This window comes from Halobacillus faecis, assembly GCF_007991335.1.
GTDB lineage: Bacteria > Bacillota > Bacilli > Bacillales > Halobacillaceae > Halobacillus > Halobacillus faecis.
Genome location: NZ_BJYD01000007.1, coordinates 65,089 through 81,481 on the forward strand (window position 1 = coordinate 65,089; position 16,393 = coordinate 81,481).

Here is a 16,393-nt window from a genome sequence, read left to right on the forward strand (position 1 = left end):
CTTGCTAGAGAAAGTACGACATTTTCATTCAAAGACAAATGATTATCCCCTAATAATCATATAAGAAAGAAGAAAGGGAGAATTCATTTTCTCCCTTTTTTCATTGTTTAAGGAGTGGACGGCCATGATTGAATGCAGAGACTTATCCCTTGTATACCCTGACGGTACAGAAGGATTGAAGAATGTAAATCTTACGATCAACCCCGGAGAATTTGTAGTTATTGTTGGACTTTCAGGAGCGGGGAAATCGACCCTGATTAGAAGCATGAATCGGCTCGTTCAGCCAACAAGCGGCGGGTTATATGTGGATGGAGAAAACATTCTCGCTCACCAATCCCGGGATCTTCGCCGGCTGCGCACAAAGGTCGGAATGATTTTCCAGCATCACAACCTTGTCAAAAGACATACCGTTATGAAGAACGTTATTTCCGGAAGACTCGGCCATACATCAACTTTGCGCACATTATTTAACGCGTATTCTAATGATGACAGAGCCCTTGCTTATGAAAATATGAAACGTGTATCCATTGAAGAAAAAGTCCATACACGCGCAGACCAGCTCAGTGGCGGTCAGCAGCAGCGTGTTTCCATCGCACGTGTTCTTACTCAACAACCACGTGTCATTTTAGCGGATGAACCGGTCGCAAGCCTTGATCCACCTACATCCCACCAAGTGATGACTTACTTAAAGCAAATCAATCGTGAAGATGGAATTACGACGCTTGTTAATTTACACTTCATTGATATGGCGATGGAATATGCTGACAGAATCATTGGTATGCGTGCAGGAGAAGTCGTTTTCGATGGTCCTGTTTCTGAAGTCAGTGAAAGCACCTTTGAGGATATCTATGGCAGAAAAATTAAGGATGATGACTTACGCGGAGGCGGGGTGAACCATTATGAGTCAACCGAAGCTATACTCTCCTAGGATCGAAAAGACCAAGGCACCTGGATTAGTTTCGAAAAGAAAAAAATGGACAAATGCAACCGTTGGAATCACTGTCATTCTTTTGTACCTATGGAGCTCCATTCATACGAACTCTTCTCTGTTTCAGTTCAACGAAGAGTTCTTCTCCAATGTAGGGCGTATGATCAGCCAGATGTGGCCGCCCCAGATGGCTTATGCTCCTGTCGTATGGCCGAAGCTTGCCGAAACGATACATATGGCTGTGATTGCGACTTCTTTGGCATCCATTCTTTGTATCCCGTTGTGTCTATTATCAGCTCAGAACATCGTCAAAAGTCGTTGGGTATATAATGGTGTAAAAACGTTTCTTAACATATTAAGAACGATTCCTGAATTGATTCTTGCCGTTCTATTTGTTGGCTTGTTCGGAATTGGAGTATTTTCTGGCATCCTTGCATTGTTCATTTTTTCTTTAGGAATTCTCGCTAAGTTAATGAGCGAAACCATTGAAGGGATTGATGCTCACCAATTAGAAGCAGTGGAAGCAAGCGGCGGAAATCGCCTGCAAGTAATTTGGTATGCCGTCATCCCCCAAATCCTGCCCCAATTCGCTTCTTTCTCATTATACGTCTTTGAAATTAACGTGAGAGCTTCAATCATATTGGGCTTTGTGGGCGCAGGTGGAGTTGGACTACTCATTCAACAACAAATCAACTTTTTAAATTATCCAGCAGCTATGGCTGTAGTGATGATTGTGTTCATCGTGGTACTCATCATCGACTTTATCAGTAATCGCTTAAGGGAGGCATTCCTATGACAAAAACGCTTGTATCCCTTCCTCCCAAGAAGGAAAAAACGTGGAGACAACGAGGCTTTCGGTTTATAGGGGTCTTGATGTTTTTCAGCTTGCTCGCCTGGTCTGTATGGGGAGTCCATGATCAAATGAACCTCGAACGAGTCTTCAGTGAACGAACCATTGAGCGTACACAAACAGTCATACCTCAGCTAGTTCAACTGAACTTCGAACAGTTCGGGAGGATTTTGACGCTGATTCTAGAAACATTGGCTATTGCTTTTGCAGGGTGTCTTATGGCTACCATCTTTGCTATTCCTCTCGGTTTTTTAACAGCCAAGAATATGATGGGGCATACCTGGATAGGAAAGGTGGTCCACTCCTTTTTCAAACTGTGGCTGAATGCAACGCGAACATTTCCTGAAATCCTACTTGCCCTCATATTTGTAGCGTCCATAGGTCCCTCTGCTTTTGCTGGCGTTCTAGCTATTGCTATTGGCTCTACAGGTATGCTTGGAAAACTATACGGAGAAACCATAGAAACCATCGATATGAGTATTGTAGAAGCCATGGAGGCGAATGGTGCGAATAAAATCCAAACCCTTTTTAAAGGCATCCTCCCTCAAGTCGTACCGGAATTCTTGAGCTATGCGATCTACCGGTTTGAAATTGATGTCCGTGCGTCCACCATTTTAGGGGTGATAGGGGCAGGTGGAATAGGTACATTAATTGTCATCTCAGCAGCCAATCGTAATTGGGGCGAGGTTGGTTTGATTGTTCTTTCCATCATCTTCATCGTTACCATCATCGATTACTTCAGTGCCTTTATAAGAAAGAAAATCGTTTGAACCAACCGCCTTCCTATATTGGAGGGTGGTTTTTTGTCATAAAGCTGCTAATGAAACGGTCACTCCCCCCATTCACAGTTACAAAAGCGACCTCCATCCCTTACTTCACCAGCAATTCTCCCACGTACTGACTCTCTTAAAATTCCCTCCCCTTCTCTATTCCTTATCACCATCAGACTATAGTTGAGTACCATAAAGAGAGGAGGAATGAACATGATCAGGAAGAACAACCAAACTTTAATCGGTTCTTGGATCATTGCGGCCGGGACCGTCGCTTCAGCTGTAAATGCGTCCATTAATGTCTATACAGGTGACGATGATGAGGGACTTAATCTCATCGGGAATACACTCCAAGCAACGGGAAATGGAGTGGTTGCGAATGATTTAGAGTCTATCCTCTCTGCATCAGGGAATGTCATTCAGGCAGCAGGAAACTCTACAATCATTTACAGTATTCTGGCGGACTTAGAAAGGAGAGACGATTTGAATCTTGTGATAAAAGGGAATTTGCTACAAGCCTTAGGCGGCCTTATTGCATTTTCTGAAACATACGGAACGGATGCTCCCTTGACGAACGCTTACAAATTAAAAGGCGAATTGTTAGAGGTCGTCGGAAATTCGATTCAGGCTGTGGCAGCAGGACGTGAGTTGGAGGGGATTGAAGCTGGCCATTTTTCTGCACTTGGAAGCTGGATTCAAGCAATCGGGGCCATAATTGTAGCTCTTACCATCACCAAACAGGATCAGAGGAGAGTATAAAATACATAAAGGCCGGGAGCATTCCCGGCCTTCTACTCGAATCTGTAATACGACTTCTTTAGTGTGAATGCGTAAAGGACATGGCCGATCAGCCAATATAAGATCGCTGTCCCATCTGTGAGAGCTGGAGTCTCCTTAATGGCTAAAATCGTTAGTGGTACATAGGTCGTAGCAGCAATGGCTGTTAGAAGAATGGCCAGGCCCCACCGATTCCGGTTGGTTTCCTTCCATTTCCGCATAAAGGCATAACTATATAGAATACCGATCATCCAGGATATGATCATGTGAAAGAGCCACTCCATCACTACAGGCCAATCGATGTCACCGATGACAGGGATAAAGTCGACATTCATCAATAACGTGTACACTTTCTTCCCTGTTATTTTCTCTACAAACCACATATACAAGCCGAGAACAATACCTGATGTTGTCCCTATAAAGACTCCCCATCGAATCATAAGCATCCTCCAAGGTTTTAGTAAGCTTCCTGTTTCCTAAGTTCCCTTAATAACATCTCTAAAACCTGCCGGAGCTCTCGATAATCCCCTTCAAGCATACGGAAATAAAGAGCTCTCATAAAGTGCTTGCTGTTGTTTATAATAATATCCTCATTCGGGTCCTGCCAGCTGTCACGGATATAAAGCAATGTTTCCAGCCACTCCACCCGTTCGGCATGGCTGATTTTACCAAACATTTTCATAACTGCTGTCACCATCCGCTCCTCTTCATCAAAAAGGTACGGATGATCGATCAGGAATTGCTCTCTGATTACTGGAAGCATCTCCAGGATTTCTTCTTTGGTTATTTCTTCACAGGCAGCCACACTGTAAATGGCATCAGCCGCATGCGCCATCGCATGCGCCCACCCTTTATCTTTTACATAGCCGCGGTGGTCTTTTTCCTGCTGCATATATTTTTTCAAATGATCCCACACGCGATGAACTTCCTCTTCCTTCAGGAACGGGGAATGTCTGTGCTTTTCCATGATGGGCGGAATCAGCAATACGGAAAAACTGCGCTTGAACACAGCATCCTCTTCTTTCTTGGATGTTCCGATTCGGTAAAATAAATAATTTTTATTCAATACGGACTGCAATATATTCTTTAACTGTTCATTTGAATAGTAACCGCGTTCGATAAACGTTGTAAATATAGAATGGATCAAATCATCTCGCAAAACAGGATGGACAGATCCGACTTTTTGTAGCATCATAGTGGTGAGCTCTTGTAAGTTCTGACCTTCAGGCAGCGTGTAATCATTTTCTTTGATCGGCTGTAACATTTCAATCAGTCTTGATTCCATCGCACACACCTCCTAAACATTGCTCTCATTGTACCACAGATCCAGGGCAATCATATATCCATGAGGTTCGTAGTTTTGAAGGTTATTATTTTTTGATAAAATGAGAAGAGACGGAACAGAGGAGGATACTATTATGGCAATTCAAGTACAGGAAACACCAAACCCTAATGCACGTAAATTCACGACTGAGTCTATGATCTTTCAAGGGGACGGCAGCGTGTCTGTCATGCCTGGTCAAACAAGCGAGCACAAAATCATGAACGACTTGATGGAACTTGATGGCGTCGATAACGTCTTCGGCTTCCAAAACTTCATCACCGTCAATAAGCTCCCTCAGGCCGACTGGGACGAGTTAACTCCTAAAGTGATGAGTACACTTGAAGAATACGGCTATTAAAGAATAAAAAAATCCGCCATCATGGCGGATTTTTTTATTCTTCCGGCTGGAAGTTTTCTAATGGGATGTAATTTATGTTCGTCGGACTTCCATCTTGTGCACTTTCTTCAAACAAAGTAAGGGTCAGGGTCCCAAACATCGGCAGATCTTCTTCTGGGATGTCAATCTTAAGCTCAAATGCAGACCATGACGGACCTCCTTCATCCACCTGGAAGGCTGTTGGTTCCACATGCACATGATGACCGTCTTCGACACTATACATGAAACTTCCTTCGAAGACACGTGCCTCTCCCTTAACTACGTAGGAACCTTTTTCACCTGAGACTGTAATATCACGGAAAGCCTGGCCATCTCCATCGTGTTGAGACGATGGCGCTTCATTTTCAGAGCCTTCTTCCTCATCTGTTTCCTCTTCAATCGTAAAACTTTGAGTCACTTGGAAAGGATTTGCCTCCAAAGGCTGGTCATTGATTGTATTCACAAGAAATGTCATCGTGGCTTCATAAGTTCCCGGCTTCTCAATCCCCGTCCACGTCTCTTTCACATCAAAGACATCCCCTTGAGCCAACTCCTCTGTCGTCAGTTCTTGTGTGAACATTTTATCGGCAGAGAAGGTGTACACACTCTCTCCTGCTTCGTTCTTGACCTGGACTTCATACTTTTGACTGGAAGTGAAACCAAGCGTGACTGGCTCTTCCCCCGCATTTTCCAAGGAAAAATTAAAGGTTGCCGTATTAGAAGTTGTGTCAACCGTCGCGTCCATGGCTACTTGTTCAATAAGAGCTTCCATATCCACTTCTGGTTCTTGTTCAGATGGTTCTTCCGTCATCTGATCCTCCTTTTCTTCTCCGCTCGCTTCATTTTCCGTTTCATTAGCACAGGCTGCTAAGGAAATCACCAGGGTTCCTAACAAAATGGCCAAAAACTTTTTCATGACCCCACTCCTCTATTATTTCTATTTATTACATGAGTCGTTCGTTTATGGAAAAAGTTACACTATTGGTCATCTTTTCTAAAGAACCCGAAAATACCAGTGGTTTGCACAATGTTTGTGAATGCTTGAGGATCCACTTCTTGAATAATATGCTGCAAATCATAGAGTTCATATCTTGTGATGACCATGACAAGCATATTCTTATCCTGCTGAGTGAAAGCTCCTCTCGCTGGCAACGTGGTAATTCCACGTACCATGTGCCCATGGATCGCTTTTTCCAAATCGGCTGCTTTCGAAGTAATGATCATCGCCGTCAGTTTCTCGTGACGTGTATGAATGGCATCAATGACCCTTGTGGTCACGTACAAGGTCAGCAATGTGTAGAGTGCATTTTCCGGCTCATACAATAAACCGGCAATCGCGATAATTGCACTATTAAGTATAAGGAAATAAATGCCGATCGGACGGTCTTTCATCCGAGACAAAACCATCGCTACGATATCGAGACCGCCGGTGGAAGCACCCCATTTTAAGGTGATTCCAACACCCATTCCCCCGATAACTCCACCAAACACAGCATTCAGAATGATATCCTCAGATAATTGCTGGACAGGAATCAATTCAAGAAATAGAGTAGTAAAAGCGACTGATATAGCACTGTAAACGGTAAAACCTTTGCCCACCTTCAGCCATCCGAGAATGGCGACTGGAATGTTAAGTAAGAATAGTAGAATACCTGTACTCACCGGGATACCGGCAAAATCATTTAAAATACTAGTGAGCAACTGGGCAACCCCTGTAAACCCACTCGCATAAACGTTTGCTTCAATCAAGAATAAATTCAGCGAAACCGCATTTAACACAGCGCCGAACAAAACAATCAATATACGTTTTATTTCAACAGTAAACAAAAGCGAACCTCCTTGCCTAAATTCATCTATTCATTTTTATCACCGTAGTAGACTAAAATCAAGATAATCTTGGTAGAATCGTGTAAAGTTTTGTCGGATGGTTTGTTAACAGTATATTTTGACTATCTCACGGTTTGTGCCTAAACTAAAAGTACATCCTAAAAAATAGAAGGTGACGCGTATGCATGTACAAGTATTGTGTGATTCTGCAAGTGATTTGAACCAAGAAATGTTTCAGCAGTTTTCTGTCCAATCCCTTCCATTGAAAGTCATCCTAAACGATGAAGAATATGACGATGGGATCGACATCACTCCAAAGGAAGTCTACGACCGGATGAGGGATGGAGAAGCCCCTAAAACGGCCCAAGTCTCCCCGCAAACTTTTCGAGAAACGTTCACTGCTTTAGCCGAAAAAGGGCAGCCGTTCATTTATTTTGCGTTCTCTTCCGAACTATCAGGTACATACCAAACAGCAAAAATGGTTGAACAAGAAATAAAAGAAGAGTATGAGAACGCCCGATTTGATGTCATCGATACAAAAGCCGCTTCCCTTGGCTATGGTCTAGTTATTTTAAGAGCTGCGGAATTGGCAAAGGGTGGTGCTTCGTACGATGAAGTGCTTGAACTTGGACAATACCACGCCACTCATATGGAGCATATTTTCACCGTTGATGATTTGGAATACTTACAACGTGGGGGCCGGGTAAGCCGAACCGCTGCATTTGTAGGCGGTTTACTGAAAATCAAACCTCTCTTGCATATGGAGGATGGAAAACTTATTCCTCTTGAAAAAATCCGCGGTTCGAAAAAAGTTTTGAAACGCATGCTCGAAGTTATGGACGAGCGTGGAGCAGACCTTCAAAACCAACGCATGGCCATCAGCCACGGAGATGATCTGGAAAGAGCCGAGCAGCTCGCGGAAATGATCAGAGAAACTTATGGAACAAAAGAAATCCATATTGATTACGTCGGAGCAACCATTGGAGCGCACGCAGGACCAGGCACGATTGCCCTGTTCTTTTTAAATGACACCTATAAATAAACATTCCCAAATACATGTAACCCTACTCCCTTAATTACGACTAATGAGTTAAGTGCGGAAGTGTCCTGGTAGACACGACAAGCATAAGTCAGGCCACGTCGTGGCGATTTTTGCCACAGAGTGGAATGACTTATGTCTCGAGTGTCTGGACACTGAAGCCGGATAACTAAAGGCGCAGGGAGGTTGAGCACGCTCTTTCATGAGAGCGTTCCACCTCTTGCCTTGCCAAGTCTAATATAGGGGGTCTTTTTATGTACAGAAAAAGAAAAATGATCTTACTTATTTTCACCCTCATCATGCTGCTTGCCGCATGCAGCGGAGAAGACAACAGCAAAGAACCTACAGGTGAAGAAGTCACAAGCGAAAGTAGCTTCGACAATGCCAATGAGTCGATGAATACGGAGACAAAAGAAGCATCGAAAAGCGGTCTATCAGAAGCACCAGCTACATCAGAAAATGAAATGGAGCAAGCGGAAGCCCAACAGGAAAGAATGATGATCTATGAGGCACACATCGACCTTGAAACCAAAGATTTTGATAACTTCCAACAAAACCTCCAATCACAAATGAATCAACATGGAGCATATATGGTAGAAACCAATGTTCACAAAACTGAACGCGGGAACAGGCAAGGCCATATCCGAATTCGAGTTCCTCAACCGAATTTTGAAGGGTTATTGAGCGGTTTTGAGACCATATCAGACCAAATCATATCCAGGAATATCAATAGTAGAGACGTGACGAAGAACTACGTGGACCTAGAGGCAAGGTTAAAAGCAAAAGAGGAAATCGAAGCAAGGCTTCTAAGTTTTTTGGAAGAAGCCACTGCCACAGAAGACTTACTGGAAATATCTCAGGACCTTGAACGCGTACAATCAGACATTGAATCTCTCAAGGGGGAGATGAACTACTTAGAAAATCAAAGCGATTTTTCCACTATAACCATTTCCTTTACTGAAACAAAGGTCCTGGTCGGTGGAGTCGATCAACAAGACTTGAACACATGGGAACGAACAAAACAAGCCTTTTTCAAAAGCATTAACGGGATAACCAGTATTGCCTCATGGCTGTTTATCGCAGCAGTAGGCTACTCCCCAGTCCTTATTCCTGTGATCATCGTCATTGTCCTAGGGATCTGGCTGCGTAAAAAAAGAAAAAACAAGTCTAATGACAAATAAATGCTTACCATAAAATAATCCAACAATAAAAACAGGCCCAAGTTGGGCCTGTTTTTTATTTACCTTTTGTCCACTTTCCGATTTTTCAAGCTGATCGCCGTAACCGCTATGACAAACAAAGAGAGTACTCCACCGACGAACCCTATAAACAACCAGTTATAGCCGCTATTGGGTTCAACGATGAAGACATCAGCTGTTTCACGTTCCATTCCAAGGCGGTAGGATCCATCGCTTTGCTGACGGACAAGACCATCGTGAAGCAAACCTCTTAACTGGTGGTCATCTTCCATACCTTCCAGGGTCATGGTGCGGGTCTCTTCTGCATTATTAATGGCAACAACCATGTCATCACCATCATATGTGCGTTTGAAAACGACAAGTCCGTCCTTGTTGTACAGTTCACGGTAATCCCCTCTGGTAAGGGCTGGAAACTGTTCTCTCATCGAATTCAGTTTTTCTATCCGTTTTTTTAGCTTTTCATCCCCGGCCTTAAAATTCATCATCGGCAAGTTTTGCGGATCTCCCCCATCATCTATAGGGGTTTCCGTTCCGTAGTACACGACTGGGACACACGGGACCGTGTATATATACGTTAAAGCCAGCTGCCATCTTGTAATCGGATTTTGCCCTTTCACAACAGCTTCATGTGTAAAACGAGACACATCATAAAAATCCAGCTGGTGCGGCTGTGAAAGATTCTCTTCTGTTAGAAGATCGTTTAGAGAGTTGCCTGATTGATTAAAAGACTCTCTTGTCACTTTTCTGAACGGGTGATTTTCTTCAATCGAAGAAGAGTACTTAATTAGCGGATCTTCCTGCAAAGACGTTCCACTTAAAACCGAATCATTCGTGATGATTCGGAAACCATCTACCCCCGTCTCTTCTTTCCAAAAATCCATCGTTTCGTTAAAGTATGTGGCCACATTCTCCCTTTCCAAAGCAACCTGAGGCAATTGATCAAACCACGGATGCTCGCTGGAAACCTCTTCCCCTGTCAGCCACTCGGACTCATCATTGTTCTCTGCCCATGGATGGTTCTCAGATACAAATCCTGCAGGAAGATCAAAAATCACTTTTATATCTCGAGCATGAGCTTCTTCCACCACTTCTCTCGCTTCTTCCATCGTTCCGAAATGTTCTTCAACATTTTGAAAGTCTGATACGTGGAAACCATGGTAGCTGTCTCCATCATTCTGCATAATCGGGGAAAGTTGAATAGTGGTAAAACCCAATTCTTTTATGTAATCCAGTTGATCGACAATCCCAGATAAGTCCCCACCATGATACGCGTTGGGGTTTTCCAAATCTACGCCTTCATTGTTGTTCATATCTCCATTCATAAAACGATCGACAACAATATAATAAACGCTTTCATCCTGCCATTGCCTTTCTCCGCTAACTTCAGCCTTTGCTGCCACAGGCAACCCTAGAAAAAACGGGAGGCATGCCAACAGCATGATTGCTCTTTTCATCTTCTGTGTCCCCCTTACAGATGTCATACCTCATTCTAGAGTAGCCCTTTCCCCCTTACTCCGTCAATCTCCTGCTCAATTCTCCACGAAATTGACACAGGTATCCCTCACACCATCAAAAAACAGACCCACGAAAGGTCTGTTTTAAGCGTATTTAAATTCCAGATCTATTGATTAAACATAAGCTCCTGATTGTGAGAGGCTCAATTCCGAGGTACTTTCCAGGATTCATTGCCGTATTAGAGTTAAGTTTAAGCAGGACATGTGAGATCCCGGAAAGCGTAGCCTGAGGTGGCTCATCGCCCGTCCCATGGAATCAAACTGTTTCCCGCAGCTTCTAACCTCTCTCAACATACAGGCCATATGAATGAGTAACACCAATACTTTAGAAAGAGATCCGTTTGTGGGCGTGCATCATCGTTTGGTTATGTTGGTCAGATCCGTCGACGTTGCCACTTTTGAAAATGGGAGGCGTGTCTCCGTTTTCTTCGATTCCCTCAATTGTTCTTGTCATAAGTTCGTGCAACATCCCCGCTCCAATTACAGAAGAAACAGGTGAATAAGATCGATCTCCCTTTTGCATGATCGTATCCCCCACAGGAACTTCCATGTCGAGGACATCATCTACGACATCCTCAAGCCTTTGGTTGCTGCTGTGCCTCGAAGGTTGAGTTTCTTTATAACCGAGAGAGGTCAAAGCCACGGTATACAAACCTTTTGCTCTACAGTATATGGCTGTTTCTATAGGAGCTGGATTTCGACCGGAAGTAGAAATGATCAGGACTGCATCTTTTTCCTGCAAGTCTTCCTTTATCAAATAAGGCTGAACAACTCCTGGTTTGCGTTCATTTTCACTAGCCTGCTTTGCTCCTCGATGCAGCATCAGTTCTTCAATCATTATTGGATGTACAGGGACAAGCCCTCCCGCACGGTAAAAAACTTCCTGAGCAAGTAAACTGGAATGGCCACAGCCAAATGTGTGGATAACTCCTCCCGCTTGAATAATCCGGGAGAAGCGATCACTGACCTTATCGAATTTATAGGATTGGGAGAATTCAATATCCAACAATTTCTTGGAGACTTTTGTTAAATAGTTCATTTGGAACTCCTTATCGATCAATATCTGTAATGAATTTATACCGATCAGCACGGTAAGTAGATGTAACCACCTCAAATGGTACATTGTGAGCAAGAAAGCTTTTTCGTTCGATATGAAGTACCGGAGAGTCAGGGAGAATGTTTAAGTAGTTGGCTTCTTCCTCATCCGCAGCACGCGCTTCAATGATTTGACGTGCTTGGCTAATCGCCATACCCAATTCATGCTCTACATAATTGTAGATCGATCCTTGGACGATTTCTTCAGTTAAATCAGGCAGCAATTCCTTGGGCATAAACGTGTTTTCGATTGCCATAGGTTTTTCATCGGCCATCCTTATTCGTTGGATCCCATACACCTTTTCCCCTTCTTCCAAATTCAGTTTCTCACGGATCTCTCTCGGGGCTTCCACAACATCAAAGGCCAGCAGTCGACTGCTCGATGTCATCCCTCTCTTTTTCATGTCTTCCGTAAAACTCGTCAAACCTTTAAGTGGCTGTTCAATTTTCTTTTCTGCGACATAGGTCCCTTTTCCTTTTTCCCGATAAAGAACGCCTGCGTTCACCAAATTTGTCACTGCCTGTCTTACAGTCATGCGACTGACTTCAAAACGTTCGGAAAGCTCACGCTCGGACGGGATCATTCTACCGGCTTCAAACTCTTTTTCTTCTATTTTTTGTTTCAGGTATTCTTCAATCTGATAATACAATGGTAACGGAACGTTTTTCTTTAACAAGGGATTCATCCTTTCCGTTGGACTTTCTTATACGCATCCTCATCAACGATCAGGGTAAGGTCGTGATGGCTTTTCAGTGAAGAAGCAGGGAAATCTTCGTCGGTCTCTCCATGAAGCAACTGGTAAATGGCATCCGCTTTCCGATCACCAGAAGCTAAAAGAATGATTTTTCGACTTTTCAATATGGAACGAATGCCCATCGTGATCGCCTTCGTCGGTACATCTTCCATAGATTCAAAGAAACGGGCATTGGCTTCCCTCGTTGAATCGGTCAGGTTTACAATGTGGGTCTCACTATCAAACGAAGTGCCTGGTTCATTAAAACCGATATGGCCGTTTTCACCAATACCGAGAAGCTGTAGATCAGGGGGGCCGATCGTATCAATCACTTCTTCATAACGTCTACATTCTTGTTCTAATTCCTCTGCTTTCCCAAAGGGGATGTACGTGTTCTTTTTATCGATGTTAATAGACTGAAAGAGGTTTTGATTCATAAAGTAGCGATAACTCTGATGATGCTCGGGATCCAGACCGACGTATTCATCTAAGTTGATGGTAGATAAAAGACGATAATCCGTTCGCCCCTCCTTATAACTATTGATTAATTCTTTGTACGTGCCAAGGGGGGTTCCTCCTGTAGCTAAGCCTAGCACAGCATCGGGCCTTTTTGTCATTTGATCCTCAATCATCTGAGAAGCCACCTGACTCATCTCCTTGTAATCCTTTGCAATGATGATGTTCATGATGCTCCCCCTTTACAATTATAACTGATAATTCCACGGCAAATCGTTGTTACTACACAGCCTTTTTCATCCAAAAGGACAAGGTCTGCATCTTTCCCTTTCGTAATACTCCCTTTCCGATCATAAATCCCAAGCTCACGAGCTGCATTGGCGGAAGTCATTTTGACCAATTCATTGAGCTCAACTCCGGCGAAAGTGCGCATTTTTCGTGCTGCCTCTTCCAGTGTTAATATACTTCCTGCAAGCGTGCCGTCAGAGAGGCGGGCTTCCCCATTATTCACCGTCACATTCTGCCCGGCAAGGTCATAAGTGCCAGCAGAGAGGCATTTTGCCCTCATCGCATCTGTTATTAGAATCGTTCGGTCACTACCAAGAACCTGATAGGCTAGTCGGACCGCTTCCGGATGAATGTGGATATGATCGACAATCATCTCAACAAGAAGCTCAGGGTTCGTAAAAGCAGCGCCCACCAAGCCCGGTTCCCTGTGGTGCAGACCACTCATCTGATTGTATAAGTGCGTGATATGGCTGGCCCCTTTTTCTACTGCTTGATTGGCTTCATCCAAGGTAGCTTCGCTATGTCCCAACGAACAGATGACCCCTTTCCTTCTCACCTCTTCAATAAAAGGAAGGGACCCTTCCAACTCAGGTGCCAAAGTTATGAGTTTAATGTGTTGATGACTTTCATTTTGCCATTGTTCAAAAAGGTCGATGGACGGTTTCGTAATATGCTCTATGGGCTGGGCCCCTGCTTTGGATGGTGATATAAATGGACCTTCCAAGTGAATGCCTAGCACCTCTGCATGTCCCTGTTCCTGTTTTTCAATAAATTCTCCTGCATTTGTGACTGCTTTAGAAATCCTCTCTTGTGACTGGGTCATCGTTGTAGCTAAGAAACTGGTCGTTCCTTCCTGGGGGAGCTGAGCGGCCAGTCCATACAAAGCTTCTTCAGTAGCGTCCATGACGTCATGACCATTCGCCCCATGAATGTGTACATCGATGAAACCTGGCAGGAGTGTAAGGTTTCTGTCTTTCCCATCAATAACGGTAGCCTCATCCTTACCTACGAATCCTTCATGAATTTCTTCTATTTTCCCATCACGGACCGTTACAGAACCAGAGGGGATCGTCCCGTTTTCCGTCACAACGGTTACGTTCGCAATCACCAGATCACTCATTTCCTAGGCCTCCTTCCTCTACTCTCATTACCCCTTTTTGTCCTTTTTCCAAGTATCCTTTTTTCAAAAGTTCTACGGTAGCTCCTTCGGCATTCGTGAAGATGAACGGCGTCACCACAGAAGGAGCATTCGCCTTGACGAAATCAAGGTTCACACGCAGCAATGGCGTTCCTTGTTCCACCCTCTGTCCAGATTCAACAAGGGCTTCAAACCCTTCTCCATCAAGCTTGACCGTATCCAAACCAACATGAATCAGCAATTCCAATCCATTTTCGAGTTCAAGACCGATGGCATGCTTCGTAGGGAAAACTTGAAGGACCTTCCCGTTCACGGGAGAATGGAAAGTTTCCTCAGATGGATCAATAGCAAAGCCTGGTCCCATCATCCCTTGGGCAAAAACTTCATCTGGAACTTCATCAAGAGGAAGCACTTTTCCATTCAACGGCATTTGAAAATCTTCTTCTTTTACTTTCCTTGGTGAAGCCTCTTCCGCTTCTTCCTTCACAGATCGGACTTTTTCATCCTGCATGCCTTCAGGTAGGTGATGTCCACCTTCCATTTGTTTTTTCATCGCATCAGCGACAAATTCGACAGAAGTACCTACAATCACTTGAAGGTTCCTTTTTCCGAGTTTCATGACTCCACGTGCCCCTTGACGCTTCAATTCTTTTTCATTGACTTTCTCACGATCTTTCATTTCAAGACGGAGACGAGTGGTGCAGTAATCTAACGTTTCAATGTTTTCTGGACCACCTAAGGCATGGAGATAGTGATAGGCTTTCGCATCGTAGTCACCGCTTTCTGATTCAGCGGATCCTTCTTCAACTTCCTCGTCTTCTCTCCCTGGTGTTTTCAAATCCAGTTTGACAATAAGGAAATAGAAGATCACGAAATAAATCGCTCCCATAACCAATCCGATAATAATTAAAGTAAATGGGTTCTCTGCAATGTTGTAGTTCAGTAAATAATCAATCAACCCCGCCGAAAAACCAAAGCCGTGTCTTACATCAAATACAAAAGCTAGAATCATCGACACACCGGTTAGCAAGGAGTGAACGACATATAGAAGTGGAGAAAGGAACATGAAAGAAAATTCGATCGGCTCAGTAACTCCTGTAATGAAGGAGGTCAAACCGATACTCAAAAACATCCCTCCGACAGCTGCCTTTCTCTCCTTTTTTGCTGCTGCATACATAGCTAGACATGCAGCTGGCAGACCGAACATCATGACAGGGAAGAAACCAGCCAAAAAGTAACCAGCCGAAGGGTCGCCATTCAGGAAACGATTGATCTCCCCGCGCACAACATCTCCGGCCTCTGTTGTAAATGTTCCGAAATCAAACCAGATCAACGCATTCATAACATGGTGTAAACCGACGGGAATAAGCAGACGGTTCAGCACACCATAGACACCTACGCCAAGTTCTCCTCCGTTCAAGATCCAATTTGCCGTAGAATCAAGAACAGCTTGTGGATACACCCATACATTTCCGAAAACAAAGGAAAGCACGACCATTACTGCTGAGGTGATGATCGGAACAAAGCGTTTGCCTCCGAAGAAAGAAAGGAAATCCGGGAACTTTACATCATTGTACTTGTTGTAAAGCATTCCAGCGATCACACCAGCAATCACACCGGCGAAAACCCCCATGTCCACATCTTTATTTATAGCTTCTATTCCACTATCCAGGACCAAATAACCAATAGCACCAGCTAAAGCTGCCGCCCCATTTCCATCTTTCGCAAAACCCATCGCAATTCCGATGGCAAAAATAAGAGCCAAATTCCCGAGAATTCCGTTACCTGCTGCCGTAATAAACGGAATGTTCAACATATCTTCCATCCCTAATCTTACAAGTAAAGCCGCAGCCGGCAATGTAGCGATTGGGAACATTAATGATTTACCTATTCGTTGTAAAAAACTTAGCATCGTCGCTAGCCTCCTCCAATTTGAAAACGTTTTACTGAAGCCATCTTACCACCGTGTTTTATAGTTGTCTATACCAGTGTGATATGTTTGAATATTCTATAAAAATACACTTATATTCTCCTTACCTACATTTTCTACACATTTTCATGATTTAACCTTATCAAAG

General features: G+C 43.8%; 17 protein-coding genes. 7 read left to right on the forward strand and 10 right to left on the reverse strand.

What is annotated here, in order from left to right:
* Positions 1-124: 124 nt before the first annotated feature.
* From phnC to HFA01_RS05785, 4 genes are all read left to right on the forward strand, one after another.
* Positions 125-928, forward strand: a complete 804-nt coding sequence (phnC, locus tag HFA01_RS05770) for a phosphonate ABC transporter ATP-binding protein (RefSeq protein ID WP_146814145.1) — start codon at positions 125-127, stop codon at positions 926-928.
* Entirely contained in the window at positions 900-1,724 is an 825-nt protein-coding gene (gene phnE / locus HFA01_RS05775) for a phosphonate ABC transporter, permease protein PhnE (RefSeq protein WP_146814147.1), read from the forward strand. Before phnC ends, phnE (HFA01_RS05775) begins: the two co-directional genes overlap by 29 nt.
* Positions 1,721-2,548, forward strand: a complete 828-nt coding sequence (gene phnE, locus HFA01_RS05780; protein ID WP_146814149.1) for a phosphonate ABC transporter, permease protein PhnE — start codon at positions 1,721-1,723, stop codon at positions 2,546-2,548. The genes phnE (HFA01_RS05775) and phnE (HFA01_RS05780) overlap by 4 nt, the downstream gene beginning before the upstream one ends.
* A 213-nt stretch (positions 2,549-2,761) precedes the next feature.
* Positions 2,762-3,307, forward strand: a complete 546-nt coding sequence (locus HFA01_RS05785) for a DUF6944 family repetitive protein (RefSeq protein ID WP_146814151.1) — start codon at positions 2,762-2,764, stop codon at positions 3,305-3,307.
* A gap of 32 nt (positions 3,308-3,339) precedes the next feature.
* On the opposite strand, the gene HFA01_RS05790 is transcribed toward HFA01_RS05785, so the two are convergent.
* A complete protein-coding gene (locus HFA01_RS05790) occupies positions 3,340-3,765 on the reverse strand; it encodes a hypothetical protein (protein ID WP_146814154.1) in 426 nt (141 codons plus the stop codon).
* Between the two features lie 17 nt (positions 3,766-3,782).
* The gene (locus tag HFA01_RS05795; protein ID WP_146814156.1) at positions 3,783-4,610 is read right to left on the reverse strand and encodes a DUF2785 domain-containing protein; all 828 of its coding nucleotides are present in this window, start codon (positions 4,608-4,610) and stop codon (positions 3,783-3,785) included.
* A 133-nt stretch (positions 4,611-4,743) separates the two neighbouring features.
* Between HFA01_RS05795 and HFA01_RS05800 the strand changes: the two genes are divergently transcribed.
* On the forward strand, positions 4,744-5,007 hold the full coding sequence (locus HFA01_RS05800; protein WP_089654261.1) for a NifU N-terminal domain-containing protein: 264 nt from the start codon (positions 4,744-4,746) through the stop codon (positions 5,005-5,007).
* 34 nt (positions 5,008-5,041) lie between these two features.
* On the opposite strand, the gene HFA01_RS05805 is transcribed toward HFA01_RS05800, so the two are convergent.
* Both HFA01_RS05805 and HFA01_RS05810 read right to left on the reverse strand, forming a co-directional pair.
* Positions 5,042-5,941 carry a BsuPI-related putative proteinase inhibitor gene (locus HFA01_RS05805; RefSeq protein WP_146814158.1) on the reverse strand — a complete coding sequence of 300 codons (900 nt, stop codon included), beginning with the start codon at positions 5,939-5,941 and terminating at the stop codon, positions 5,042-5,044.
* A gap of 62 nt (positions 5,942-6,003) precedes the next feature.
* Positions 6,004-6,852, reverse strand: a complete 849-nt coding sequence (locus tag HFA01_RS05810; RefSeq protein ID WP_146814160.1) for a YitT family protein — start codon at positions 6,850-6,852, stop codon at positions 6,004-6,006.
* Positions 6,853-7,033: 181 nt separating this feature from the next.
* Between HFA01_RS05810 and HFA01_RS05815 the strand changes: the two genes are divergently transcribed.
* On the forward strand, positions 7,034-7,894 hold the full coding sequence (locus tag HFA01_RS05815) for a DegV family protein (protein ID WP_146814162.1): 861 nt from the start codon (positions 7,034-7,036) through the stop codon (positions 7,892-7,894).
* 251 nt (positions 7,895-8,145) lie between these two features.
* Positions 8,146-9,072, forward strand: coding sequence for a DUF4349 domain-containing protein (locus tag HFA01_RS05820; RefSeq protein WP_146814164.1), 927 nt, complete (start codon positions 8,146-8,148; stop codon positions 9,070-9,072).
* 59 nt (positions 9,073-9,131) lie between these two features.
* Here HFA01_RS05820 and HFA01_RS05825 read toward each other — a convergent pair whose 3' ends face one another.
* The 6 genes from HFA01_RS05825 to nagE all read right to left on the reverse strand — a co-directional run bounded on the left by HFA01_RS05825 (position 9,132) and on the right by nagE (position 16,227).
* Positions 9,132-10,544 (reverse strand): alpha-amylase family glycosyl hydrolase, encoded by a 1,413-nt coding sequence (locus HFA01_RS05825; RefSeq protein ID WP_167506177.1) that lies wholly within the window; start codon positions 10,542-10,544, stop codon positions 9,132-9,134.
* Positions 10,545-10,929: 385 nt separating this feature from the next.
* Positions 10,930-11,643, reverse strand: a complete 714-nt coding sequence (locus HFA01_RS05830; RefSeq protein WP_146814168.1) for a sugar isomerase domain-containing protein — start codon at positions 11,641-11,643, stop codon at positions 10,930-10,932.
* Between the two features lie 10 nt (positions 11,644-11,653).
* A complete protein-coding gene (phnF, locus tag HFA01_RS05835; RefSeq protein ID WP_146814170.1) occupies positions 11,654-12,376 on the reverse strand; it encodes a phosphonate metabolism transcriptional regulator PhnF in 723 nt (240 codons plus the stop codon).
* 5 nt (positions 12,377-12,381) lie between these two features.
* The gene (gene nagB, locus HFA01_RS05840; RefSeq protein WP_146814173.1) at positions 12,382-13,119 is read right to left on the reverse strand and encodes a glucosamine-6-phosphate deaminase; all 738 of its coding nucleotides are present in this window, start codon (positions 13,117-13,119) and stop codon (positions 12,382-12,384) included.
* Positions 13,116-14,297 carry an N-acetylglucosamine-6-phosphate deacetylase gene (nagA, locus tag HFA01_RS05845; protein WP_146814175.1) on the reverse strand — a complete coding sequence of 394 codons (1,182 nt, stop codon included), beginning with the start codon at positions 14,295-14,297 and terminating at the stop codon, positions 13,116-13,118. Before nagA ends, nagB begins: the two co-directional genes overlap by 4 nt.
* On the reverse strand, positions 14,290-16,227 hold the full coding sequence (gene nagE, locus HFA01_RS05850) for an N-acetylglucosamine-specific PTS transporter subunit IIBC (protein WP_146814177.1): 1,938 nt from the start codon (positions 16,225-16,227) through the stop codon (positions 14,290-14,292). Before nagE ends, nagA begins: the two co-directional genes overlap by 8 nt.
* Positions 16,228-16,393: the final 166 nt, after the last annotated feature.

Bases quoted from the DNA above. Each gene is read 5' to 3' on its own strand.
- HFA01_RS05795 (WP_146814156.1), bottom strand. From the start codon at position 4,610: ATGGAATCAAGACTGATTGAAATGTTACAGCCGATCAAAGAAAATGAT.
- HFA01_RS05800 (WP_089654261.1), top strand. From the start codon at position 4,744: ATGGCAATTCAAGTACAGGAAACACCAAACCCTAATGCACGTAAATTC.
- phnC (WP_146814145.1), top strand. From the start codon at position 125: ATGATTGAATGCAGAGACTTATCCCTTGTATACCCTGACGGTACAGAA.
- nagA (WP_146814175.1), bottom strand. From the start codon at position 14,297: ATGAGTGATCTGGTGATTGCGAACGTAACCGTTGTGACGGAAAACGGG.
- nagE (WP_146814177.1), bottom strand. From the start codon at position 16,227: ATGCTAAGTTTTTTACAACGAATAGGTAAATCATTAATGTTCCCAATC.
- nagB (WP_146814173.1), bottom strand. From the start codon at position 13,119: ATGAACATCATCATTGCAAAGGATTACAAGGAGATGAGTCAGGTGGCT.
- HFA01_RS05805 (WP_146814158.1), bottom strand. From the start codon at position 5,941: ATGAAAAAGTTTTTGGCCATTTTGTTAGGAACCCTGGTGATTTCCTTA.
- HFA01_RS05825 (WP_167506177.1), bottom strand. From the start codon at position 10,544: ATGAAAAGAGCAATCATGCTGTTGGCATGCCTCCCGTTTTTTCTAGGG.
- HFA01_RS05785 (WP_146814151.1), top strand. From the start codon at position 2,762: ATGATCAGGAAGAACAACCAAACTTTAATCGGTTCTTGGATCATTGCG.
- HFA01_RS05790 (WP_146814154.1), bottom strand. From the start codon at position 3,765: ATGATTCGATGGGGAGTCTTTATAGGGACAACATCAGGTATTGTTCTC.
- phnE (WP_146814149.1), top strand. From the start codon at position 1,721: ATGACAAAAACGCTTGTATCCCTTCCTCCCAAGAAGGAAAAAACGTGG.
- HFA01_RS05815 (WP_146814162.1), top strand. From the start codon at position 7,034: ATGCATGTACAAGTATTGTGTGATTCTGCAAGTGATTTGAACCAAGAA.
- HFA01_RS05820 (WP_146814164.1), top strand. From the start codon at position 8,146: ATGTACAGAAAAAGAAAAATGATCTTACTTATTTTCACCCTCATCATG.
- phnE (WP_146814147.1), top strand. From the start codon at position 900: ATGAGTCAACCGAAGCTATACTCTCCTAGGATCGAAAAGACCAAGGCA.
- HFA01_RS05830 (WP_146814168.1), bottom strand. From the start codon at position 11,643: ATGAACTATTTAACAAAAGTCTCCAAGAAATTGTTGGATATTGAATTC.